The organism is Dorea sp. Marseille-P4042, assembly GCF_900290215.1.
GTDB lineage: Bacteria > Bacillota > Clostridia > Lachnospirales > Lachnospiraceae > Dorea > Dorea formicigenerans.
Genome location: NZ_OLMI01000001.1, coordinates 912966 through 936696, shown reverse-complemented (window position 1 = coordinate 936696; position 23731 = coordinate 912966). Strand labels below are relative to the sequence as shown.

At 41.4% G+C, this 23731-nt stretch carries 23 protein-coding genes; 19 read left to right on the top strand and 4 right to left on the bottom strand.

The features are described 5' to 3' along the window. On the bottom strand, window positions 1-1329 hold the full coding sequence (locus C7E02_RS04765) for a hypothetical protein (RefSeq protein ID WP_242978741.1): 1329 nt from the start codon (window positions 1327-1329) through the stop codon (window positions 1-3). A gap of 440 nt (window positions 1330-1769) precedes the next feature. Between C7E02_RS04765 and C7E02_RS04760 the strand changes: the two genes are divergently transcribed. The 3 genes from C7E02_RS04760 (at window position 1770) to cdd (ending at window position 5566) form a co-directional block, all read left to right on the top strand. Then, window positions 1770-2945 (top strand): M20 family metallopeptidase, encoded by a 1176-nt coding sequence (locus C7E02_RS04760; RefSeq protein ID WP_105308926.1) that lies wholly within the window; start codon window positions 1770-1772, stop codon window positions 2943-2945. A gap of 39 nt (window positions 2946-2984) precedes the next feature. Continuing rightward, entirely contained in the window at window positions 2985-4418 is a 1434-nt protein-coding gene (locus C7E02_RS04755; protein ID WP_105308925.1) for an MFS transporter, read from the top strand. A 284-nt stretch (window positions 4419-4702) separates the two neighbouring features. Continuing rightward, entirely contained in the window at window positions 4703-5566 is an 864-nt protein-coding gene (gene cdd, locus C7E02_RS20045) for a cytidine deaminase (protein WP_105308924.1), read from the top strand. Between the two features lie 267 nt (window positions 5567-5833). Here the strand turns inward: cdd and C7E02_RS04745 are convergent, their stop codons facing one another. From C7E02_RS04745 to iorA, 3 genes are read right to left on the bottom strand one after another with little or no spacing between them, the layout of a single operon-like run. After that, the gene (locus C7E02_RS04745) at window positions 5834-7069 is read right to left on the bottom strand and encodes a phenylacetate--CoA ligase family protein (protein ID WP_005334005.1); all 1236 of its coding nucleotides are present in this window, start codon (window positions 7067-7069) and stop codon (window positions 5834-5836) included. 29 nt (window positions 7070-7098) lie between these two features. Continuing rightward, on the bottom strand, window positions 7099-7728 hold the full coding sequence (locus C7E02_RS04740; protein WP_105308923.1) for an indolepyruvate oxidoreductase subunit beta: 630 nt from the start codon (window positions 7726-7728) through the stop codon (window positions 7099-7101). Then, window positions 7721-9544 carry an indolepyruvate ferredoxin oxidoreductase subunit alpha gene (iorA, locus tag C7E02_RS04735; RefSeq protein WP_105308922.1) on the bottom strand — a complete coding sequence of 608 codons (1824 nt, stop codon included), beginning with the start codon at window positions 9542-9544 and terminating at the stop codon, window positions 7721-7723. The genes C7E02_RS04740 and iorA overlap by 8 nt, the downstream gene beginning before the upstream one ends. Window positions 9545-9840: 296 nt before the next feature. On the opposite strand from iorA, the gene C7E02_RS04730 reads away from it, so the two are divergent. From C7E02_RS04730 to C7E02_RS04665, 16 genes are all read left to right on the top strand, one after another. Further along, complete coding sequence (locus C7E02_RS04730; protein WP_105308921.1) at window positions 9841-10548, top strand: response regulator transcription factor; 708 nt, start codon at window positions 9841-9843, stop codon at window positions 10546-10548. Then, window positions 10520-12649, top strand: a complete 2130-nt coding sequence (locus tag C7E02_RS04725; RefSeq protein ID WP_105308920.1) for a sensor histidine kinase — start codon at window positions 10520-10522, stop codon at window positions 12647-12649. Before C7E02_RS04730 ends, C7E02_RS04725 begins: the two co-directional genes overlap by 29 nt. A 192-nt stretch (window positions 12650-12841) precedes the next feature. Further along, window positions 12842-13216 (top strand): diacylglycerol kinase family protein, encoded by a 375-nt coding sequence (locus C7E02_RS04720; protein ID WP_005341410.1) that lies wholly within the window; start codon window positions 12842-12844, stop codon window positions 13214-13216. Window positions 13217-13281: 65 nt separating this feature from the next. After that, the gene (locus C7E02_RS04715; RefSeq protein WP_022279283.1) at window positions 13282-13668 is read left to right on the top strand and encodes a hypothetical protein; all 387 of its coding nucleotides are present in this window, start codon (window positions 13282-13284) and stop codon (window positions 13666-13668) included. Window position 13669: 1 nt separating this feature from the next. Beyond that, the gene (locus C7E02_RS04710; protein WP_022279282.1) at window positions 13670-15256 is read left to right on the top strand and encodes an ABC1 kinase family protein; all 1587 of its coding nucleotides are present in this window, start codon (window positions 13670-13672) and stop codon (window positions 15254-15256) included. A gap of 91 nt (window positions 15257-15347) precedes the next feature. Then, window positions 15348-15863, top strand: a complete 516-nt coding sequence (locus C7E02_RS04705; RefSeq protein WP_022279281.1) for a YcxB family protein — start codon at window positions 15348-15350, stop codon at window positions 15861-15863. Window positions 15864-15956: 93 nt separating this feature from the next. Then, on the top strand, window positions 15957-16247 hold the full coding sequence (locus tag C7E02_RS19615) for an MATE family efflux transporter (RefSeq protein WP_242978740.1): 291 nt from the start codon (window positions 15957-15959) through the stop codon (window positions 16245-16247). Continuing rightward, entirely contained in the window at window positions 16238-16564 is a 327-nt protein-coding gene (locus tag C7E02_RS19610; RefSeq protein ID WP_242978739.1) for an MATE family efflux transporter, read from the top strand. The genes C7E02_RS19615 and C7E02_RS19610 overlap by 10 nt, the downstream gene beginning before the upstream one ends. Then, a complete protein-coding gene (locus tag C7E02_RS19605) occupies window positions 16558-16863 on the top strand; it encodes a hypothetical protein (RefSeq protein ID WP_242978738.1) in 306 nt (101 codons plus the stop codon). Before C7E02_RS19610 ends, C7E02_RS19605 begins: the two co-directional genes overlap by 7 nt. A 237-nt stretch (window positions 16864-17100) precedes the next feature. Next, window positions 17101-17448, top strand: coding sequence for a hypothetical protein (locus tag C7E02_RS04695; RefSeq protein WP_105308919.1), 348 nt, complete (start codon window positions 17101-17103; stop codon window positions 17446-17448). Window positions 17449-17547: 99 nt separating this feature from the next. Further along, window positions 17548-18651, top strand: coding sequence for a 5-methyltetrahydropteroyltriglutamate--homocysteine S-methyltransferase (locus C7E02_RS04690; protein WP_105309010.1), 1104 nt, complete (start codon window positions 17548-17550; stop codon window positions 18649-18651). 275 nt (window positions 18652-18926) lie between these two features. Next, window positions 18927-19682 (top strand): phosphatase PAP2 family protein, encoded by a 756-nt coding sequence (locus C7E02_RS04685; protein ID WP_022279276.1) that lies wholly within the window; start codon window positions 18927-18929, stop codon window positions 19680-19682. Next, window positions 19672-20712, top strand: a complete 1041-nt coding sequence (locus C7E02_RS04680) for a lysylphosphatidylglycerol synthase transmembrane domain-containing protein (RefSeq protein WP_005341425.1) — start codon at window positions 19672-19674, stop codon at window positions 20710-20712. Before C7E02_RS04685 ends, C7E02_RS04680 begins: the two co-directional genes overlap by 11 nt. Window positions 20713-20721: 9 nt before the next feature. After that, window positions 20722-21342, top strand: coding sequence for a CDP-alcohol phosphatidyltransferase family protein (locus C7E02_RS04675; protein WP_005341426.1), 621 nt, complete (start codon window positions 20722-20724; stop codon window positions 21340-21342). A 72-nt stretch (window positions 21343-21414) separates the two neighbouring features. Beyond that, complete coding sequence (locus tag C7E02_RS04670; RefSeq protein WP_105308918.1) at window positions 21415-22290, top strand: phosphatidylserine decarboxylase; 876 nt, start codon at window positions 21415-21417, stop codon at window positions 22288-22290. 231 nt (window positions 22291-22521) lie between these two features. Next, entirely contained in the window at window positions 22522-23607 is a 1086-nt protein-coding gene (locus tag C7E02_RS04665; protein ID WP_029731319.1) for a DnaJ C-terminal domain-containing protein, read from the top strand. The last annotated feature ends 124 nt before the right edge of the window (window positions 23608-23731 follow it).

Sequence of the window (23731 nt, the reverse complement as noted above, 5' to 3'; positions counted from 1 at the left end):
TTATAAGTTTAAGCGATATACTTTAACTGGACGACCTTTTGAAGCAGTGGAACGGGTATGTGCAATCGTGGCAGCGCCGCCATTTTCAAGATTGCGCAGGATACGGTTGGCATTACGGACAGTAACACCAAGGTGATTTGCCAGTTCATTTGTAGTTATTTCATAAGATCCATTCATCTTAACAATTGATATCAGCTTCTGGATTGTAAGTGTAGATAACTTACATTTCTCGGCAATCTGAAAGATATCGTCTGGAAGATTCTGCTGGAAACTCGGAAGCTGGGAAGAACCAAGCGGTCCGATAATCTGGTTTGACTCATTCATGACGAAGCTTCCGGTTGAACTCCAGGATTCACGCAATGCATTTTCAGCATGCTTCTTTGCTTCAGTAATACTGTTTCCAATACCATACCCAATTGCTGTTGAAATGCCATAGTCATCTTTTAATGCAGAATCCAGATATTCTACTTCAAAATTTTTTGTCAGCATAGCTGCGACACGATGAGTAGTATAAATATAATAAATTTCAGATTCAGCCTGAAATACTGCATCGATCAGAAGGGCTTTTGCAACTTTCTGGACAGCATCCTGAACACTGTCATCAGATTTTTCGCCGGAAGTTTTATTGCGGTCAGCAATTGCAATTGCAACCGGAAGATTTTTTCTGTATTTTTCCAGTTTAATCTGTGCAAGAAGTTCTTTGATCTGGGACTCCAGCTGGTTTTTTACCGGATATAGGAAGTAGTTCGGAACGCCTTTCACGTCCAAAAGCGGCATGGTGCTGCTGTAAGCGCACAATACCATATCAATCTTGCCGGCTTCCCAAAGTTCGATTGTCCGAAGTGCAATGTTCATCTCCACCATTGAAAAATCACCGATTGTACTTTGGCTAGCCCATTTATCCATTGTTAAAGCAAGATTATTAAGATCCATTTCATGAATCAGATAATCGGCAGTGGCTTCAACCGGGTGCTCAGGATCTTTTACGATTGGAAGCATAAAGTCGAAAATACATCTTGTCGGATCCAGGTCTCTCCGCTCAAGAAAAAGCTTGACCAGGGCATGGTAAAAAGAAATCAGGTCAGCATGAAAGGAGATGACTGGTTTCTGGAATTCCCCAATATGATGTTCGATTGCTGCCATGGCAGTCGTTCCGCTTATCATAAATCCATCAGCAGTTTTTTCATATTTTCTATAAATATCTGTAATGTGATCAAAATTCGTATAATCTGCAATGGTCACAGTACAGTCTTCTTTAAAATCTTCAAATGCCTTTTCAACAAAAGGATGAAGGTATTTACTTGTGATAATCACGATTTTTTGTTTCATAGTACTCGCCTCCCTTGTATATTCTAATTGAAATGTGTGCATAATTCAAGTGACTAAATGAAATATTGCACAGTTTTTTTGATTTAAATATGGAATAATTGCACAAAACGTTAATCACTGATTAAAATTATCAAATATAGTGTAAAAATGATTGACGATTTTATTAGGCATTGCTATAATTATGCCATAAATATTCCATAAGTATTCTGCAAATGTTCTTGAAGTGTTCCGGAAATATGCTGGATATGTTCCATAAATGACATTTACAGAAATTAAGATTGGTTTGAAGGGAAAAGGTGACTGTTGTGAATAAAATAAATGGGAGTAATTTCACACAGCTGAATCAGGTTACAAAGGGGTAAGAACATGTAAGGCATGAGTCTGCCCCTTGTTTTGCGTAAATGTATATTTACGTGTCCATATAAAAAGGAGGAACCAATATGAACTATTATGAAAGAGCTCAGGAGCTCAACGAAGAAACGATTGCAAATCGCCGCTACTTCCACACAAATGCAGAGGTTGGTCTTGATATGCCAAAAGCAAAGGCATATGTTATGAAAAAGCTTACTGAGTATGGGCTTGAACCTAAGGAGTGTGGTTATGGAGTTACCGCGACATTAGGTCACGGCGGAAAATGTATTATGCTTCGTGCAGACATGGATGCTCTTCCGATGCCGGAAGAAAGTGGAGAACCATTTGCATGTCCAACAGGAAAAGAAGCTCACGCATGTGGACATGACTTCCATGCAGCTATGCTTCTTACAGCAGCTAAGATGCTTAAAGAGAATGAGTCTGAACTGGAAGGAACAGTTAAATTTATGTTCCAGCCGGCTGAGGAGAACTTCCTGGGAAGCAAGAATATGATTGAAAATGGTATTTTAGAGAATCCGAAGGTAGATGCAGCCCTTGCTTATCATGTGGCAGCAGGGAAAATGCCGGTAGGAATCTATATGTATAATGACAACGGAACTATGATGTATTCTGTAGATGGATTCCAGATTGATATCAAAGGAAAAGGTTCTCACGGAGCTTATCCACAGAATTCTATCGATCCGATCAACATTGGAGTTCATGTATATCTTGCATTAGAAGCTATCATGGCAAGAGAGATTGATCCTACCAAAGCATGCGTTATGACAGTAGGTCAGTTCCAGGGTGGAACAGCTGAGAATATTATTCCGGATATTGCAACACTGAAAGGAACAATCAGAAGTAATGATAAGCAGGCAAGAGAGCTTATGGTCCGCAGAATGAAAGAGGTTGCAACAAAGACAGCAGAAAGTTATGGAGGAACTGCTGAGATTACAATGCTTTCAGAAGTACCGCCGCTTATTTGTGATCCAAAACTTACAGATGAATTTGTAGGATATATGAAGGAGATGAATATTCCGGGAATGATGCCTTATCCGGGAGCTTCTGCAAGTGCTTCAGAGGATTTTGCATCTATCGCAGAAAAGGTTCCATCAACATTTATGTATCTGTCAGCAGGATATCCGGATGAGAGAGGCCAGTACGGAGCTCACAATCCAAAGGTTCAGTTTAATGAGGGTGTATGCCCGATCGGACCAAGCTGTCTGGCATACTGTGCAACTCAGTGGTTAAAAAATAACAAATAAATAAATCTAAAGAAAAATGAGAGAAAAGGAGTAATTATCATGGCAAACGAACAACAAACACAGCCACAGGTAGCAATTCCGCTTCCGAAGGGCAAAAAGAATGCAGTTCAGATTGGATGTATCTGTATGATGCTTTCCGTAGCAATGAATGGACTTGTATTTGCAACTCTGACATCTCCAATCCTGGAGAGCGTTAACGCAATGGGATATGTAGCCCTGTTCTCTATTTTGGGCGGAATGGGAGTGTCTATTATGACTCCTATTGGTGGAAAACTTGGAGACTTAATCGGACGTAGAAATATTGTAGTGATTCCTGGAATCATCTGCGCAGTATGCGGTATTGCATTTACATTTGTACGATCCTTAGTACCACTTATGATTCTTCGTCTCTTAATCGGACTTGCACAGGGTGCATTTACAGCAGCTCCATACATCATTGCTGGTCTGATCAATGAGAGAAAAGATGTTCCAAAGGCAATGGGTATGCTGGCAACAGCAATCGCTGTCGGAGGATTCGGTGGAAGTATTATCGCAGGGATCCTGACAGATATGGGACTTTTAAAAGTTGCTATCCTTATGCCGGCAGTACCACTTATTCTTGGAGTTGTACTGATTGGTATGAATATGCCGAATGTTAAGAGAGAAGGAAAAGTTGTAATTGATGTTCCTGGTATCATCGCACTTGTAGTAGCACTTGCAGGTATTCTTCTTGCCTTGAACTTCGGTTCATCTATGGGATGGGGAAATCCGATGATTATCGCAGGTTTCGTAATCGGTATCGTAGCATTAGTTGTACTTGTAAAAATTGAAGGAAAATCAGCAGAGCCGCTGATTCCTCTGAAACTGTTCAAAAACTCACAGTACACAGTACTTCTGATTATTGGATTTATCTGCTACTTCTATCAGAGTGCTATGAACGTATACGCACCAATCGGAGCTATGAAAGTTATGGGAACTTCCACAAGTGCAGCAGGAGCTCTTCAGATGCCACGTACAATCATCACAATCTTCCTGCCAACAATGGCAGGTGTATGGGTTGGTAAGAAAGCAGCTAATGCTTGGAAAGCTATGGTAGTTGGAACATTATTCGTAGCAGTGCCAATGGCAGTTATGGGATTCACAACACCAAGTACATCAATCATCATTTACTTCGTAGCACTGGCAATCACAGGTATTGCTGAGAGTTATCGTTCCGTATCTATCACACCAAGTGCACAGGCAACATTACAGCCGGCTGACATGGGTGTAGGTACATCACTTGTAAACTTCGTAAACTCACTTGCAAACACAATTGCAGCAGCAGTATTCGGGGCTGCTTACAACTTAAGTACAGCAGCAGATCCTACAAATGTTGCATATATTCAGAATGGTGTGAATTCAGTATTCCGTCTTGCAGCAATCGTAGCAGTAATCGGTCTTGTACTTGTAATCTTCGTAGTAAGACCTAAGATGACAGCAAAAAAAGCTGAGTAAAAATCATAAAATAGAATCGTAAGATTTTAGGATCAAAACAAATAAAGACACGTAAAAATACGGCGGGGTGATCCTGCCGTATTTTTTTTGTATAATAGGAAATCGTATTTCCTATTATGCTAAAAAGCCTCCGGCAGGATGGCATGAAGTATCATTATATTTACCGGATGTGGAAAGTCTAATATTATGAAACTGGAAGATACTTTTTATATATGTTACTATGATTATATTAAAATTGAGGCATTCTTGAATTATGCACAAAAATAATTGAAAGGTATGATTTTATGAGACGAAGAGACAGAGAGATTACAGATAAACAGGAGATATTAGAAGTAATGAGAAAATGTGATGTGTGCAGGATAGCACTTCATGATGGAGATTATCCATACATCGTTCCGCTCAACTTTGGGCTTCAGGTAGAAAATGATATGCCGGTACTTTATTTTCACGGGGCACTGGAAGGAAAAAAATACGAGTTAATAGAAAAAGACAACCGGGCATCTTTCGAAATGGACTGTGGACATCAGTTGATTTTGGATAAAGCTCAGGGAAACTGCGCCATGGAGTATGAAAGTGTAATTGGTCAGGGATATATCGAGATGCTTAACGAAGAAGAAAAGTACGAGGCATTAAGGATATTAATGAAGCAGTACCGGAGAGAAGATTTTCCGTTCAATGAAAAAGTGATCCCAATGACAGCGGTATTCCGCCTCAGGGTAGAATCCATGACCGGAAAAAGAAGGGCGAAGAAGAGCAATAAATTGAAAATATATGCCATGAATGCTATCGATAATGCCTATGCACCATATTCTGATTTTAAAGTCGGAGCATGCGTTGAATTAACTGACGGGCAATATATAACCGGTTCCAATGTCGAAAATGCATCATACGGACTTTCAAATTGCGCAGAACGAAGCGCCATATTTGCAGCATATTCCAGAGGCTATCGGAAAGAAGATATCAAAGCCATGGCAATTACTACCCATGCAGAAAAACTCACCATGCCTTGCGGAGCCTGCCGCCAGGTACTAAGTGAACTTCTCCTGCCAGACACACCAATCCTCATCGCCAACGACAAAGAAGAAAAGATCCTCACCATGCGTGAACTCTTGCCATACAGCTTCGGTGAAGACGACCTGAAGAAATAATTAATAACTTGATTTTCCTTTCTGGATTCAGAATTATATCGAATTACATCTTGCTTTTCAATGAGTAAAATATAATTTAACGTAGTGGATAATAAAAAAGCCGTCTGCCATCGCTATGCGACTTGAGTATAATGGAGATAAGACACATGTAATCATGGAAGCTAATGCTGAACATGATTACAGTTTTAAGTGGCTTATCGAAATGTTATATACTCGGAGCATAGCGATGGCAGACGGCTTATATATTATGACGTGACATTCTTGAATTTACTCATATCTCTCATCAATCACACGTTTCGTCTTCTTCTCACTTCTCGGAAGCAGTCCGATCTCAACGACTTTTACAAGTGGTGTGAATCCGATGCGGCTCTTAACTACGGAAGCAATTCGTTTGCTCAGATCCTGGAAGTCTACTGTTCCATTTGTCTCAACATAGATACGCATGGTATCTTTTCCGTCCAGATGTGAGATGCGAATCTGATATTCGCTGGAAACTTCAGAGAATTCTTTCAGAATCTCCTCAATCTGACTTGGGAATACATTGACACCTTTAATCTTCATCATGTCATCAGTACGTCCCATGATTGTATCAAGACGTGGGAATTTGCTTCCACAAGGGCATTCTCCCGGAATGATACGTGACAGGTCATGAGTGCGGTAACGGATCAGAGGTGCACCTTCTTTTACAAGAGTCGTGATGACGATTTCGCCAAGTTCTCCGTCCGGCAGGACTTTTCCAGTTACCGGATCAATGATTTCAATGTAAATGTAATCGTCCCAGTAATGCATACCACAGTCATGTGAGCAGCTGATTCCGATTCCTGGACCGTAAATCTCAGTTAGACCGTAGATATCGTAAATCTCAATTCCAAGCTCTCTCTTGATGCGGTTTCTCATTTTTTCGCCCCAACGCTCGGAGCCAATGATTCCCTTTTTTAAGTGAATCTTATCTTTAATTCCACGTTTCTCGATTTCCTCTGCCAGAAGAAGTGCATAGGAAGAAGTGGAACCAAGAACAGTTGTCTTCATATCCATCATCATCTGAAGCTGTTTGTCTGTGTTTCCGGGTCCCATAGGAACGACCATGGCGCCAAGTTTTTCAGCGCCGGCCTGAAAACCGATTCCGGCAGTCCACAGTCCATATCCCGGTGTGATCTGAATACGATCCATGTTCGTCATGCCTGCCATTTCGTAGCAGCGCTTGAACATGATTGCCCAGTCATCCACATCTTTTGCTGTATATGGAATAATGACCGGAAGCCCGGTTGTTCCGGAAGAAGAGTGGATTCGAACAATTTTTTCTTCAGGAGCAGTCATAAGTCCAAGTGGGTAAGCGTTTCTTAAATCATTCTTTTCAGAAAATGGAAGATTTTCGAAATCTTCTGCGGACTGAATGCTGGATACGCCAGCTTCTTTTAATTTTTTTCCATAGAAATTATTGGCATTTAATAAAGCCTGAATCTGCTGGTTAACTTGTGCAATTTGATTTGATGAAATCTGCATAGTGATAAATCCTTTCTATGTTATATAATTTATGCGTAACGTAGTGCTTTTAAATTCATTTCATGAAATTTCTCCGGCAAGGTCTTTTTCATTACTTCTTCTATTTCCTCAAGGGAAAAATCTAAAACTCCGGTGCGGATAGCTGCACCTAAAAGTACCATGTTCAATACTTTCTGAGAACCGATTTGCCGGCAGATAGTATCTGCATCGATAAGAGTCAGATTTTCCACATGTTTCTTCAGATAATCGATCATCGGAGGCGCGTCGTAGGAAGAGCCGCTTAGTGTTGCGGTAACTGGTTTGATCGCGTGGGTACTGACGACAACCTGCCCATGTTCTTTCAGGTAAGGCAGCATTCGTACCGTCTCTCCAGGTTCAAAGCCAATAATAAGATCGGCAGTTCCGGTTTTGATCATTGGGGAATATAGATTTTTTCCCATACGCAAATGACTGAAAACGCTGCCGCCACGTTGTGCCATACCGATGGTTTCAGCACTCATGACAGGAATGTCTTTGCTCATAGCTGCTGCTGCAAGGAGCTTGGAGGCGAGGACAGTTCCCTGACCGCCGACACCACACAGAACAATATTTCTGTTTGTTGCGATATCGGAAGTGTTTATAACATTTGCTGTAGTTGTATTATTTACGATATTATTCATGATCGTCACCTCCTGCAATTGCACAGACCGGGCACACCTGGCTGCAAAGATGACAGCCGGTACACATAGAAGCGTCAATGCAGATTTTTTCATCATTCATCACAATCGCCGGACAGCCCAGATCACGGATACATTTTTTACAGCCGATACAGGAATCCTGATCGACATGAAGCGGAGCTTTTGGCTTGGTAACGGCAATACAAGGAGCTTTGAAAATGATTGCTCTTACGCCGGATTTTTCTGCCATGCGTTTAACACAAGAAACAGAAGCTTCCAGTTCCAGAGGATTGATGGTCTCGATCTCGGTGACACCAATTCCTCGCAGTACCTGTTCAATATTGATTTTCTGGACGATTTCTCCCATGACGGTCCGTCCGGTGCCAGGGTGTGGCTGGTGGCCGGTCATGGCAGTTGTAGAGTTGTCGAGAACAACGAGTACCATATTTGCCTGATTGTAGACTGCATTTACTACGCCGGTGATCGCGGAGGCGAAAAATGTAGAATCACCCACGAATGCAAAGCAGGTGGTATCGGGTTCTACTTTTTCTACGCCCTGTGCAATATTGAGTCCGGCACCCATGCACAGACAAGTATCAACCATGTCAAGAGGCATGGCATTTCCAAGTGTATAACAGCCGATGTCACCGCAGAAAATCGTTTTCTTACCTTTCATGGCAGTTTTGACTGCGTAGAAAGAAGCCCGGTGCGGACAGCCGGCACACAGAACCGGAGGACGTACAGGCAGAGCCGGAGGATCTGGAAGTTCCTGTGCTTTTGACGTGTCTAATCCAAGAAATGTATGGATATAATTAGAGATGCTGTCTCGTGTATTTTCTCCGGCACAGGCAGTATCACCGCTCAGCTTGCCAATGATCTTCGTATTTAAATGATATTTCCCGCAAATATAAATTAATTCACGTTCGATGACTGGATCTAATTCTTCCAGACAGAGCACTTCGTCCAGTCCGGTTAAGAACTCGACTGCCAGTTTCTCAGGAAACGGGTGCGGTGTAGAGACTTTCAGATGGCGTACCATACCAGTCTCTTTTAATGTCTCCATAGCGTATGTATAGTTGATTCCTCCGGAAGCAATCCCTTTTTTTGAGTCGGCATATTTGTCACAAGCCGGAATCAGTTTGTTCTTTTCATAAGAAGAAAAAACATCGGAAAGCTTTTTGTTCCTGGCTTCAATTTTCTGATGATTCATAAAAGACAGTTTCGGGAAAATGACCCAGCGCTTGGAATCCTTGATAAAGCCTTCCGGTTTGTTGTGGTAGTATTCGGATTTATCCTTGATATCGATGGTTGCATAGCCATGACAGACTCTTGTGGTCGGACGAAGGAATACCGGTGTTTTATATTTTTCGGAGTATTCAAATGCTTCTTGAATCATCTCATAAGCTTCCTGGGCGGAAGAAGGGTCGAAACAAGGGAGCTTGGAAAATCTGGAAAAATGTCTTGTATCCTGCTCGGTCTGGGAAGAAATCGGTCCCGGATCATCGGCAACGAGAATGACCATGCCACCTTTGACTCCAACATATTCCAAACTCATAAGTGGATCAGATGCAACATTTAAACCGACCTGCTTCATAGTGACGAGAGAACGCGCTCCGGCGTAAGCAGCGCCGGCAGCCAGTTCCATAGCGGCTTTTTCATTGACAGACCATTCTACATAGACATCATCCGGGCGGTATTTTGCGACTGTCTCAAGAACCTCGGTAGAAGGTGTTCCAGGGTAACCTGCGACCACATTTACACCGGCAGCTACAGCGCCGAGCGCGATGGCGGCATTACCCATTAAGAATTCTTTATGCATAAATTCACCTCATATTATTTTTATAGGTATGATAGCAATGAGATTATGAAAACAGACGAACCTCATAGCAATCGAAATATATAAAAACAGTATAGTACGTTAAAGCGAGAAATTCAATTGTAGAATCTTTAGAAAATCTTTCGAATTTCTGCATGCTGTTTTTTAATATTCATTTTTATGATATTTAAAACAAGAGAAATTATATATATCTTGAAGAAAAGTGAAAAAGGAGGAGTCAGATATGATATACTTGGTAAAGCAATTAAGGTGTTGGAAAGTGAGAGGAATATAAAAATATGGAAATGAATCATGTGCTGATTGTTGAAGACGATAAGGAAATCCGGGAGGGTGTTGAGATATATTTGAAAAGCCAGGGATATGTAGTATTCCAGGCGGCAGACGGAGTTAAGGGACTGGAAGTAATTGAGAAGGAAGAAATCCATCTGGCAATTGTGGATGTGATGATGCCAAGAATGGACGGGATCCAGATGACGGTAAAGCTTCGGGAAAAATACGATTTTCCGGTGATTTTTCTGTCTGCAAAATCAGAAGAAGTGGATAAAATCATGGGGCTTAATATGGGAGCTGATGATTATGTAACAAAACCATTTACTCCATTGGAGCTGCTTGCAAGAGTAAATTCACAGCTTCGCAGATACCGGAGATTTATGGAAAAATTAGGAGACAAAGAAAAGACGCAGAACATTCACGTGATCGGAGGTCTTGAACTAGATGAAGAACGAGTGGAAGTTCGTGTGGATGGGGAGCTTGTAAAAGTAACTCCGATGGAATATAAAATTTTATTATTGTTAATGAAGAATCCTGGAAGGGTGTTCTCTGCAGACGAGATTTATGAACGTGTGTGGAATGAACGTGCAGTCAACACAGACACGATCATGGTGCATGTGCGGAATATTCGTGAGAAAATTGAGATTAACCCGAAGGAACCAAAATATTTGAAGGTGGTGTGGGGAGTTGGATACAAAATTGAAAAACAGGCATAAATTAGCTATATTTTTTATCATGATTACAATATTGATTCCATCATTGGCAATGATGACCGGGTATTTTGGCTGGTATCAGATGAAAACTGAGACGAAGACAAAAGCATTTAAAAATGCAGAGAAATCGTCAGATTTTCTGGGACATTTTCTGGAGAGTACGTATCTGCTCTATAATACAGAAAGTGGAAGAAAGTACGCAGATGATGTTGAAAAATCTCTGTATGATTCTTACAATGCAGAAATGTCAGAGTATTCACATTTGAATTCTTACCTGGACTATCGGGTGCTTGATGAAAATGGCGGTGATGTTGAAAAAAGTACGGTCAGTTCAGGGAAGAATCTGACAGAAAGCAATCTAAAAAATTATGCCCTTGGAATGATTATTTCGTATGATGCAAATGGGAAACCAAGTGTCAACATTAAGAAAAGTGATTATGCAAAAGAACAGACGGTAACCATGAGAAAGCTTATCGGGAATTATTTTCAGGACAGCTGGCTGTCTCATTGTGAAGTGACGATTTATCCTGATACGGATGAGGATTATGAGGAAGTAGCCTTGCAGACACCGAAGAACCGAACATACTTGTTTGCAATGTCAACGGAGAATCTGAAGGAGTACATCAATGATTATAAAATCGGAAATCCAGATTCGTATTACGCACCAGATGAAATGAATCATACAATTTTGTTGTGGATGCTGGTCGTAGCGGCTGCGGCATGGCTATATCCTTGCTTCAAGACTTTTCAGACAGGAAATGAAAAAATCTTCCATGCTCCGTTGGAGGTGACTGTGATTGCAGCTTTTGTGCTGATTGAAGTCTTGATGGATCAAAGCGGAGCATTGTTAAGCCGGAAGAAAGGGTATCCGGATTTCTTAGACTGGATGGTGTGGCTCGGAACATTTGCAGCCACATACTGGATCGCAGCGAGCCTTAGAAGAGTCATACCGCTGGGAATAAAAGGATACTTGAAACAGCAGACCATGGTCGGACGCCATTGGAAGAAAATCAAAACGATAGGGAGCAACGGAGAAGATACTGCAAAATCCCTTGGAAAAAGATTTAAAGCATTTGTTGCAAAAGTATGGAAATCGCTGCAGGAAGTAGATTTGACGGATAAGAGCAACAAAATTTTACTCAGAATCGTTATTTGCAACTTTGCCGTATTATTTTTAGTATGTCTTTTCTGGGACTATCGCATGCAGGCACTTGTCATATATTCCATTATATTATTCTTCATTTTGCGGAAATATTACAAAGACATAAAGCGAAAATACGCCAGACTTTTAGAAGCAACCGGAGAATTGGCAAAAGGCAACATGAATGTGGAAATCAAGGAAGATCTTGGCATGTTCAATCCATTTAAACCAGAGATTGAAAAGATTCAGGAAGGCTACAAAAAAGCAGTGGAAGAGGAAATAAAAAGCCAGCGTATGAAGACAGAACTCATTACAAATGTGTCCCACGATCTGAAAACACCACTGACAGCAATCATTACTTATGTTAATCTTCTGAAAGATGAAAAAGACGAAGAGAAAAAGAAAGAGTATGTCGATGTGCTGGAACGAAAATCCATGCGCCTGAAGGTATTGATTGAAGATTTGTTCGATATCAGTAAGGCAAGCAGCAAAAATGTAACATTGAATCTGACGGACGTTGATGTTGTGAACCTGTTTAAACAGGTGAAACTGGAGCTGGATGAAAAAATCGAAAAAACAGATCTGGAATTCAAATGCAATTATCCGGAAGAAAAGATGACGGCTGTTCTGGATGGACAAAAGACATACCGGATCTTTGAAAACCTGATCGTGAACGTTACCAAATACGCAATGCCACATACAAGGGTATTTGTGGATATTTTCAGAGAAGAAAATGAAATCGTAGTACAGATGAAAAATGTTTCGAAAGATGAATTGACATTCAATCCACAGGAGATTACCGAGCGTTTTGTACGCGGTGATGGATCCAGAAATTCAGAGGGCTCCGGTCTGGGACTTGCAATCGTAAGAAGCTTTACAGAACTGCAAGGTGGACACTTCCATGTTGAGACAGAGGCAGACCTGTTCAAGGCAGAGATACGGTGGCCGTGGAAAAATAAATAAGACAATTAATACAATTTCAATTGGGGACGGGGTTTTTTGAAAAAAACCCCGTCCCCAATTGAAGTTTAACCTGTCCCTTTTTGAATTGTACAATTTTGGTATACAGTTTGAAAAGGGAAAACTTGCGGGCATACTGGATATTATCAATGAAATTTGTTATAATAGTGACATATATAAAAGCAGGTGATTCGAATGAAGATGGAAAAGAAAGATCCGCTATATCGAAGTTTCGGCTATGCCTTTCAGGGAATTTTTACTTGTGTCCGGAAAGAACGGAATATGAAGATTCATTGTGTGGCGGCAGTGCTTGTTGTGATTGCGGGTGTGATTTTGAAGATTTCAGCGATTGAGTGGTGCATCTGTATGGTGCTGTTCGGACTGGTCATGGCGCTGGAACATGTGAATACGGCAGTGGAAGCGGTGGTGGATATGGTGACAGAAGAATATCACCCGTTGGCGAAAGTTGCAAAAGATACCGCAGCAGGAGCAGTGCTCATTGCGGCAATTATGGCAGCAATCGCAGGGGGCATTATATTTTTGCCGAAGATAGCGCAGATATTGCAGTAATCCAATTTAGAACAAAACTTCCGTGATATAGAAGTTTTAGAATAGACGTAAAGGAGATATGACTTATGGAAAGATTAGGAGAAGGATTAAAGAAACTGGCACTTGCAGGAATCGGAACAGCAGCGTATGCAGTGGAGAAATCTGCAGATATTCTGGATACTCTTGCAAAAAAAGGTGAGGAGACAGTTGAGCAGGGAAAGGTGCTCAACAAAGAGTTAAAGCATAATGTGAAGTCTACGATCAAAGATTACAAAGCTTCCAATGGAAAGATGCATACGGTACATGAGGCAGAGGTTGTGGAAGCGGAGGTCGTAGAGGACGATGATATTCCAGGTTCAGCAGCTGAGGTGGAAGATGTCGATGACCATGAGAAAACGGAGACAGAAGAAGCCGAAGCTGAAACGGACAGTAAGATGGAAACTGTAGAAGAAACTGAGACAGAGGAAGAATAACGTGTCCGAAAAGAAAAATGAAAATGGATACAAAGGAAGATTTCGAGAAATAGCGGCGGTTCTTCACAAGCATGAAATTTCAAAAGGAATCACTCCGGAAAAGTTGAGGTTGATTTTGGAAGACTTGGGACCGACTTTTGTTAAGGTCGGTCAGTTGATGTCTCTGAGATCAGATATTTTACCGAAGAATTATTGTGATGAATTGCAGAAGTTGTGTTCCGATGTACCTCCGATGCCTTTTTATGAGGTGGAGGAGGTGCTTCGGGACTCTTTTGGATATGAGTGGCAGGAAGAATTTGAGTGGATCGATGAGACACCGCTTGGTTCAGCGTCTATTGCGCAGGTGCATCGGGCACGGTTAAAAACTGGAGAAGAAGTGGTCATTAAGGTACAGCGAAAAGGTATTTATGAGACCATGGCGCGAGATATCGGACTCATGCACAAGCTGGTATCCCTTGTTCCACCAATCAGTATCACTGACATGGTGGATTTTAAAATGGTATTGAATGAGCTGTGGAAGGTCACTCAAGAGGAAATGAATTTCATCATTGAAGCCGGGAATATGGAAGAGTTCAAAGAGAAGAACAGGGACGTTGCATTTGTGGATACGCCGGTTCTTTTTAAAGAATACACCACGTCTTCGGTTATTGTGATGGAGTACATTGATGGTTACGCCATTGATGATAAGGAACATTTGCTGGAAGATGGCTATGATATGAATGAAATAGGAAGCAAATATGTGGACAATTTCATCAAACAGGTCATGGACGACGGTTTTTTTCATGCGGATCCGCACCCGGGAAATGTACGAATCCGGGATGGTAAGATTGTCTGGATCGACATGGGTATGATGGGACGACTTACAGAACGCGACCGGGAACAGATTGCCAAGGCAGTGGAAGGTGTTGCCCTTAATGATATCGGCATGATTCAGGATGCTGTGCTGGCGCTTGGAGAATTTCGCGGAGAGCCAGATCCAAGCCAGCTTTATAAGGACATTCGAGGTTTGATGGCAAAGTATGGAACGGCAGATATGGGAAGTATTGACGTGGCAGAAGTCCTTCAGAATCTCATGGATGTCATGAAGGAAAATAAAATCACCATGCCCCACGGACTGACTATGCTGGTGAGAGGACTTGCTCATGTAGAGGGGGTACTTGCGGATATCAGTCCGCAGATTAATATGGTAGAGATTGCAGCATCCCGGCTGAAAAGTCAGTTTATCCAGAATCATGACTGGAAAAAAGAAGCAAAATCCGGGGCGAAGAGCATTTATCTGTCTATGAGAAAAGCAGTGGATATTCCGGCTCTTGTGGCAGATCTTTTAGACGGTTACATGAAAGGTCAGACGAGGATCAATCTGGATCTGCATGCAGGAGAAGACCTGGCGAATTTGTTGCGCCGCGTCACGAGAAATGTGGTCATGGGTCTTTGGGTCATGGCGCTGCTTATTAGTTCCAGCATTATCTGCACGACAGATATGAAGCCGAAGATTCTGGGCATCCCGGCACTTGGTGCAATTGGATACTTAGGCGCATCTGTAATTGTACTCTATGTGTTTATAAAACACATTTTTTCAAGGAAATAATCGAGTCTGAGGCAGAGCCAGCCTGAGGCTTGGAAAAATATGCTGTAATATCTGAAAAGTGATAAGGAATAAAATATGAGGAGAGGTTAAAATGGAAGTACAGTCGGTTATTAATGAGTCAGCATTAAAAGAGGCGAGAAAATATCTGATCAAGCCGGGAATCCGTAAGATCAGTGCAATTGCCAGTGCAGCATTTGTGCTGCTGGCAGCATATTGTATGTTGGCAGGAAGACCGTCTACGATGTTGCTGGCAGTATTTGCAATTGTCATTTTTTATGGGGAATTAAAAATGATCGAGAGCAGACAGATTAAAGGATTCCTGAAAAAATTGGATGAGCTTTATGGAAAAAAAGAAGTGATCGCACCAATTGTATTTCGTGATGCAGATATTCTGATCCAGAATCCGCTTTCCGGTGGGAAAAATGCAGTCAGATATGAAGTTATGGATACATTAATTGAGACAGAGCATTATTTCCTTCTCTTTACAAAGGAGTGGCAGATCACAATCATTGAGAAAGATGGAATGGATTCAGGAGAAAAAGACAGGTTCTTGAAAATGATGGAAGGAAAGATGCCGGGCTTAAAGAGAAAATATGGAAAGAAATAATCCAGAATATATGTAAAATGGAGAAAATACAGAAGTAGAATTTAAAGGTAATTTTTATTATGGAGAGAGATCTGACGAGCGGCAGTCCTTCTTGTGCTTGTCCGACCAATTGTTGGGATTATGTCTATTCCGGCGGAGGCAGTAGAAGGGACAGTTCGTTATCTGACTATTTGTTTTATAGGGATTCCTTTTATCACAGCTTATAATATTATCAGCTCCATTTTCCGGGGGATGGGGGATTCTAAGAGTCCGATGTATTTTATTGCGGTGGCATGTGCGGCCAATATCGGACTGGAGTATCTGTTTATTGGATTGCTGGGGTTGGATGCAGCCGGTGCTGCCCTTGGAACGACGAGCGCACAGGAGTTGTATCGATGGTTGTGATTTTGAAAAGAAAGGGTGGAATTCGTTTGGAAAAATCGGATTTCAGACCGAAACGCATGACCATGAAAAATATTTTAAAGGTCGGAGTTCCGGTGTGCCTGCAGGACGGTTTCATCCAGGTATCTTTTGTTGTAATCACGATTTTTGCAAACCAGCGAGGACTGACAGATGCGGCAGCAGTTGGAATTGTGGAGAAGATCATCAGTATTTTATTCCTTGTTCCATCGTCTATGATGTCTACAATCTCAGCACTTGTGGCGCAGAATATCGGAGTGGGAAAACACGACCGTGCAAAGCTGACATTAAATATGTGCTGATGATTACGGTGACATATGGATTAATTATGACGATTATCGTACAGTTTGTGTCAGTTCCGCTGGTAGGATTATTTACAAATGATGGTGCAGTTGCAGTAAGTGGAGCCGGATATCTTCGCAGCTATGCGTCAGTGCATTTTAAGGATACGCTGTTCCCAATGGAATGTGCAGCTCCGGCAGGCTCACTCATTTCTGTAGTGATTTGTGTTGGCGTCTTTATCTGGCTGGAGCACCACGAGGATAAGTATCAAAATATATCAGGTGGACAATGGTTTTGCGCCGACCGAAACGGAGTGTAGACTTGCAGAGGTGCGCAGTAGAAGTATGTCATGTAATTGCATGACGCGAACCTCGCAGCAAGAATGCCGAGGCATTCTTGAAAGTAAATGCATTGATTTCGACATCTGTAATGTATCGTTTATTGGTCTCAAATTTCGTCTCGTTTTTTGCACCTTTTCTATTGATTTTGCAGTTGAATCAAGATAAAATCGGTTGTAAAAGTGAGGCAAAACGGAACAAAAAAGAGGAGGCGGAATATGAATCAGGCAGATATTGAAAAATATGCATTTTTGTATTTTTGTGGAGAGAAGGACAGAGATATTTTACTTGAAAATAGAAAAATGACATTTGAGGATTTGGAGCGGTTTAGTTATCTGACAGATCTTTTCGGGTTTCAGAAATATCATGCACAGATCTGGAACAAATTTTCCGGGCAGTTTGAAGAAAAATTCGAGGCGCTGGAACATTTATATGAAGAAAGTGCAGATATTGTTCGAGACAATTATATTTCACAAGATCAGGAAGATTTAAACGATACTGACCAACAGACACAATGGAAAAATAATTTCTTAAGAAATGCACCTTGCCATAACTTAAAGTTATGACAAACTGCGCTTTTTATGTATTTTTCAAATCTTCTTTTCTCTTGTATAGTGTAATGCATGAAGAGGATAACAAAAAACATGGGAAAAGGAGATTTTGATATGATTCAGATAAAGTATGATATTGTAGGTTCTTTCCTCCGCCCGGAGGCAATTAAAAAAGCGAGAGCAGAGTTTAAAAGTGGTGCAATCACAAGAGAAGATTTGAAAAAGGTTGAGGACGAGGAGATTGCAAAGCTGGTTAAAAAAGAAGTGGAGCATGGTCTTTCATTTATCACAGATGGAGAGTTCCGCCGCCGCTGGTGGCATCTGGACTGGCTGAAAGAGTTCGATGGATTTGATACAATTCATTTTACGAAGGAAATCAATGGAACGAGTAATGAAATCGAGCTTGGAACAGTGACAGGAAAGATTTTCTATGACAAGAATAAGGTTCACCCGGAGGTGGAAGCATGGGATTATCTTCACAGGCTGGCATCCCAGTATGAAGGTGTGACTGCGAAGAAATGTATTTCCGGTCCGAATATGATTCTGATCGATCACTTCCTTCAGCTTGGCAACAAAGAAACTCCGTATTATGGAAGAGATTTAAAAGCTTTGATTGATGATATTGCAAAGGCCTATCAGGAGGCAATTTTGGATTTTTATGATCATGGATGCCGTTATCTGCAGATTGACGATACTTCATGGACCTACCTGATCGATAAGAAGTTTTTACAGAAAGTAGAAGCACTTGGCTATACGCAGAAAGAGGTGTTGAACTGGTTTTGGAATGTGTCCACAAAAGCACTGGAAAAGAAGCCTGTTGATATGGTTGTTGCAACACATTTCTGCAAAGGAAATTTCAAAGGGAATCCGTTATTTTCTGGATTTTATGATGCAGTGGCACCAGTCATTGCAGACATTCCGTATGATGCATTCTTTGTAGAGTATGACGATGCGCGATCAGGTTCTTTTGAACCTTGGAAAGTGTTAAAAGATAAGGACGCTCTCTTTGTGGCAGGGCTGATCTCCACAAAGAATCCTGTTCTGGAAGACCATGATGAAATTAAGAAACGTTATGAGGAAGCAAAAGCGGTAGTGGGAGAGCAGATTGCACTTTCCCCGCAGTGTGGATTTGCTTCCGTGGAAGAAGGAAACTGTATTGACGAAGAGACGCAGTGGAAGAAGATAGACCTTCTTGTATCCTGCAAGGACTTCTTATAAAAAATCTGTTTGCCAGGCAGACTGGAAATTCACATTGAGGATTATGAATGAGTCTTGAAAATATAGATCAGCCGACTAAATGAGAAAATCACTTATTTAGTCGGCTTTTTAGCGTGTGTGCATATGACAAAAGGGTCTGGAAAGCTTAGCAGAGTGCCGAAACTCCACAGTTTCTTAAGGAAACTCATAAATTTTATTAAGATATTCTAAAATATGTTGCTATTTTATTTTCTGCGTATAAAATAGGTACTATGAACAAATTAAGCAGAGAGAAAATGTGTAAAAAAGAGAAAAAAGAAATCTTAAGAATTTTATTGCCACCGATATTTACATTTTTGTTGAATTCTGTGGTATACTGGGGTGCACCCTTAATTAAAACAGGAATTGCAGCACGCAATCTGTCGAGTTCTGTTGACAGGATTGTTCCATTTATGCCGCAATTCATCATAATTTATTTTGGATGCTATATATTCTGGGTTGTGAATTATCTACTCATTGCGGCGCAGAAAGAGGAACACAGGTATCAATTTTTTACTGCTGACTTTTATGCGCGGTTGATCTGTTTTGTCTGTTTTGTATTTTTCCCAACTACAAATACAAGACCGGAACTTACAGGCAGTGACATCTTTACTGGTGCAGTTCGTTTTCTGTACCAGATTGACAAGCCGATAAATTTGTTTCCGTCCATTCACTGTATGGCGAGCTGGTTTTGCTGTATAGGACTTAGAAAATGTAAAAATATTCCAAAATGGTACCAGAATTTGTCTGAGATTATCGCAGCTCTGGTATTTATTTCTACCCTTGCACTCAGACAGCATGTACTGGTTGATGTATTTAGTGGAATTTTGGTGGCAGAAGTAACATGGCAGATAAGCAGACGTACGAATGGATATCGGATTTATCAGAGAATCATTGAAAATATGTCAGATTGGCTGCAACATATCATTAACCGGCTGAAACATGTATGGAAGGATTCGTTTTTTCGGGCTAAAAGGAAACAGCCGACAGGGGGAAGGAAGAATGGCAGATAAGAAAAAAATGATATTTAATATAGTATTCCTGATCCTTGTATTTGCCGGAACACTGTATGGCGTCTTTCATGGGGAGGATCTGGGAAAAATCGTCCACATTGTGAAGACAGTGAATCCGCTTTGGCTGATTCCGGGTGTGATCTGTGTCGTGATTTTTATCTGGGGTGAATCCATCATCATTTTTTATATGATGCATACGCTTGGAATCAAACTGAAAAAATGGACCTGTTTTTTATTTTCGTCGGTCGGTTTTTTCTTTAGCTGTATTACTCCGTCAGCGACAGGCGGACAGCCGGCTCAGATATACTATATGAAAAAAGAGAAGATTCCGATTCCGGTGTCTACGCTTGTTCTTATGATCGTGACTATTACATATAAGCTGGTACTTGTGGTAATCGGAGTTACACTGACAATTTTTGGTCAGGGCTTTATTAAGGCACACCTTTACCGGGTTCGTCATATTTTTTATCTGGGGACGGCACTCAATGTATTCTGTGTGTCAGGAATGCTGGTACTTGTATTTCATCCGATGCTTGCAAGATCAATTCTTGTAAAAGGACTTGACCTTCTGGAAAAAATGCATTTGATGAAGAAAAAGAGTTCAAGACTTGAAAAGGTGAATGCTTCTATGGATCAGTACCGTGCGACGGCGGTGTATCTGCGGGAGCATGTATGGGTGCTTGTGAAAGTGTTTGCAATTACAGTATTCCAGAGATTTGCATTGTTCGCGGTAACCTGGTTTGTATATAAAGCATTTGGACTCTCCGGAAGTTCTGCATTTGTCATCATTATATTGCAGGGAACCATCTCTGTGGCTGTGGATATGTTGCCACTGCCAGGAGGAATGGGAATCAGCGAACAGTTATTTTTAAGAATATTTTTACCAATATTTGGAAGTAAGTTATTGCTTCCGGGAATGCTCTTAAGCCGTGGCCTGGGATATTACACCGAGCTGCTCTTAAGTGCACTGCTTACAATTTTTGCGAATTTTACAATAGGAAGAAATGTTAAAAAGGGACAAGAAAGTTGAGGAAAATGAATGATGTTAGGTGTATATGATTACACAGTAGTGCTGACTTATGTAAGTGTATTGATTTCGATGGGAGGAATGCTGTTTTCTATGAATGGTTATCCGAGAATGGCGATTGTCTGTCTGGCACTGTCAGGATTTTGTGATATGTTTGACGGCAAGATTGCCCGGACGAAAAAAAATCGTACTGAAGTGGAGAAAAAGTTTGGAATTCAGATTGATTCGTTGGCAGATATTATCTGTTTTGGTGTGGGTCCGACATTGATCGCATATCGTATGGGAATGAACCATGGTATCGGAGTTACGATTCTGATGTTCTATGTGCTGGCAGGACTGATCCGTCTGGCATGGTATAATGTGTCTGAAGAAATCCGTCAGGAAGAGACCACGGAAAACAGGGAATGTTATCAAGGACTTCCGATTACTTCTATGGCAGTTGCACTTCCTATTTTATATGTGTTCCGTCCGATACTTGGCAAAGATTTTATCATTGCCTTGCATGCACTTGTACTGATCATCGGACTTTTATTTATCACAAATTTCAGACTCCGCAAGCCGAAGAAGCTGGGACAGACTGTCATGGTTGTCATTGTCGCACTGGCAGTGCTGCATGGACTGCATATCTGGTAGAGAATTCCTGCAAAGCCAGGTGGAATCATGAAAGAATATATGAGAGATTGAACATTAAGTGAGGGAAAAGACATGGCTGTGACATATATCACTCGTGATGGAATGAAAATAGACGGAACGACTGGACAGGATCACCTGTTAGAAGTTATTTATGGTCATGCGCTGACCAGAATGCTGCTCCGCCCATTTTTGTCTCCGGCAGTTTCTGATATTTGTGGAAAGTTTTTAAGTACAAGACTTTCCAGGAGGATAATCCCTTCCTTTGTAAAAAAGAATCACATTGATCTTGGCATTTATGAAAAGCAGGAATTTAATTCCTATAATGCATTTTTTACAAGGAAGATCAAGGCGGAGCAAAGACCGATCAATGAACAGAAAAATATTCTGATCAGCCCAAGCGATGGAAAAGTCACTGCGTATCCAATCACGCGGAAAGGGAGATTCTGGATCAAACACACACAGTACTCGGCAGCGCAGCTTTTAAAAGATGAGCGTTTGGCAGAACGTTATATGGGCGGCTGGATTTATGTGATCCGTCTGACCGTGGATGATTATCACCGGTACTGCTATGTGGCAGATGGAAGAAAGTCAAGACAGCGGAAGATTCGCGGCGTACTTCATACAGTGAACCCAGTGGCAAATGATTATTATCCAATTTACAAAATGAATTCGAGGGAATACTGTCTTCTAAAGACAAAGGAGCTAGGAACAATCCTTCTTATGGAAGTAGGAGCTTTGATGGTTGGAAAAATCAATAATCATGAAGAAGATTCTGCTCAGGTAAAACGTGGTGACGAAAAAGGAATGTTCGAATTCGGTGGTTCTACGATTGTGGTGATGACAGAGCCTGGCATGGCAGAACCGGACAAGGATATTATCCACAATACAAAAGCACAGGCAGAGACATTGGTAAAAATGGGCGAGCCTATTGGTTGTAAATATGAATAATTCCGGGCGTTAAAAAAATATAATCTTATGTTGACATTATAAAAAATGAGTGTTATATTACAAGTAGAACAAAAAGAGTTCTGAAGTAATCGAGAAATTATGTTTTATGGCAGATATGATTACCCCACAGGTAAATTCCTGTGGGGTGATTTAAGATATCAGAGGGTATCAGAATACAATCTGCAGACATTCTTGAATATGAAAAACAGCAAACTAAGGGAGGAACAGATTATGTCAGCAAAAAGAGATTATTATGAAGTCCTAGGAATTAGCCGGGATGCAGACAAGAACACAATAAAAAAGGCATATCGGAAACTGGCAAAAAAATACCACCCGGATACAAATCAGGGAAATGCACAGGCGGCAGAGCGCTTCAAGGAAGCAACAGAAGCCTACAATATATTAAGTGACCCGGAAAAGAAAAAAATGTATGACCAGTTTGGTCATGCTGCATTCGATGGAAGCGGTGCAGCAGGTGGTGCTTATGGTGGCGCTTATAGCAGAAATGGAGGCGGTACTTACCAGTATGCAGGACCGGACGGTACATTCCATGAATATCATTTTGAAGGAAATGGCGATATGGACGATTTCCTGAAGAACATTTTTGGAGGAAGCTTTGGTGGCTTTGGCGGCGCTACAAGAAGTTCTTCGAAAGGATCAAGGAGTGGCTTTAGTGGAAGTGGCTTTGGAAGAAGTGGCTTTGGCGGCACTGGTTTTAGTGGAAGTGGCTTTGGCGAAAGTGGATCGTATGGAAATTACAGCCAGGACGGAGCAGATGTTACAGCAGAAATTACAGTAGGATTTGACGAAGCTGCCTTTGGTTGTGAGAAAGTCATACATTTGACGGAAAATAATGGAAAAGCAGTAGGCAAAGCATTGGAGGTAAAGATTCCGGCCGGCATTGATACGGGTAAGAGTATTCGGCTTCGCGGAAAAGGAAATCCGGGAATCAATGGCGGAAAAGCAGGAGATCTTCTTCTGAAAGTGAAAGTCGCATCAAAACCAGGATATGAACGGAAGGGCATGGATGTTTACACAACAGTCAGAGTTCCATTCACAACAGCAGTACTTGGCGGTGAGGCGAAGGTTGAGACGCTTCACGGAAATGTATTGTGTAAGATTAATCCGGGAACTCAGTCCGGAACAAAGATTCGTTTGAGAGGCAAAGGAATTGTTTCTATGAAAGATAAGAATCAGCATGGAGATCAATATGTGACGGTCCAGATTGATGTGCCGGGAAATCTGAGTGAAGAAGCAAAAAGAAAATTAAGAGAATTCGAAGTAGCATGTAAGAAAGGACAACAAGGTGTAGCATAATAATAAAAGAATAGATCAGCTGGGAGATGACTCCCATCTCCATAGGTGGTGAGAAACAAGCTGGTATCAGTGGTGGGAGCCCATCCCCCAGCTGATATAGCCTCCGGCAGAATTGCAGAGGTGC

Coding starts and splice junctions, on each gene's coding strand:
- C7E02_RS04765 (WP_242978741.1), bottom strand. CDS start 1,329: ATGAAACAAAAAATCGTGATTATCACAAGTAAATACCTTCATCCTTTT.
- C7E02_RS04760 (WP_105308926.1), top strand. CDS start 1,770: ATGAACTATTATGAAAGAGCTCAGGAGCTCAACGAAGAAACGATTGCA.
- C7E02_RS04755 (WP_105308925.1), top strand. CDS start 2,985: ATGGCAAACGAACAACAAACACAGCCACAGGTAGCAATTCCGCTTCCG.
- cdd (WP_105308924.1), top strand. CDS start 4,703: ATGAGACGAAGAGACAGAGAGATTACAGATAAACAGGAGATATTAGAA.
- C7E02_RS04745 (WP_005334005.1), bottom strand. CDS start 7,069: ATGCAGATTTCATCAAATCAAATTGCACAAGTTAACCAGCAGATTCAG.
- C7E02_RS04740 (WP_105308923.1), bottom strand. CDS start 7,728: ATGAATAATATCGTAAATAATACAACTACAGCAAATGTTATAAACACT.
- iorA (WP_105308922.1), bottom strand. CDS start 9,544: ATGCATAAAGAATTCTTAATGGGTAATGCCGCCATCGCGCTCGGCGCT.
- C7E02_RS04730 (WP_105308921.1), top strand. CDS start 9,841: ATGGAAATGAATCATGTGCTGATTGTTGAAGACGATAAGGAAATCCGG.
- C7E02_RS04720 (WP_005341410.1), top strand. CDS start 12,842: ATGAAGATGGAAAAGAAAGATCCGCTATATCGAAGTTTCGGCTATGCC.
- C7E02_RS04715 (WP_022279283.1), top strand. CDS start 13,282: ATGGAAAGATTAGGAGAAGGATTAAAGAAACTGGCACTTGCAGGAATC.
- C7E02_RS04705 (WP_022279281.1), top strand. CDS start 15,348: ATGGAAGTACAGTCGGTTATTAATGAGTCAGCATTAAAAGAGGCGAGA.
- C7E02_RS19610 (WP_242978739.1), top strand. CDS start 16,238: ATGGTTGTGATTTTGAAAAGAAAGGGTGGAATTCGTTTGGAAAAATCG.
- C7E02_RS04695 (WP_105308919.1), top strand. CDS start 17,101: ATGAATCAGGCAGATATTGAAAAATATGCATTTTTGTATTTTTGTGGA.
- C7E02_RS04690 (WP_105309010.1), top strand. CDS start 17,548: ATGATTCAGATAAAGTATGATATTGTAGGTTCTTTCCTCCGCCCGGAG.
- C7E02_RS04685 (WP_022279276.1), top strand. CDS start 18,927: ATGTGTAAAAAAGAGAAAAAAGAAATCTTAAGAATTTTATTGCCACCG.
- C7E02_RS04680 (WP_005341425.1), top strand. CDS start 19,672: ATGGCAGATAAGAAAAAAATGATATTTAATATAGTATTCCTGATCCTT.
- C7E02_RS04675 (WP_005341426.1), top strand. CDS start 20,722: ATGATGTTAGGTGTATATGATTACACAGTAGTGCTGACTTATGTAAGT.
- C7E02_RS04670 (WP_105308918.1), top strand. CDS start 21,415: ATGGCTGTGACATATATCACTCGTGATGGAATGAAAATAGACGGAACG.
- C7E02_RS04665 (WP_029731319.1), top strand. CDS start 22,522: ATGTCAGCAAAAAGAGATTATTATGAAGTCCTAGGAATTAGCCGGGAT.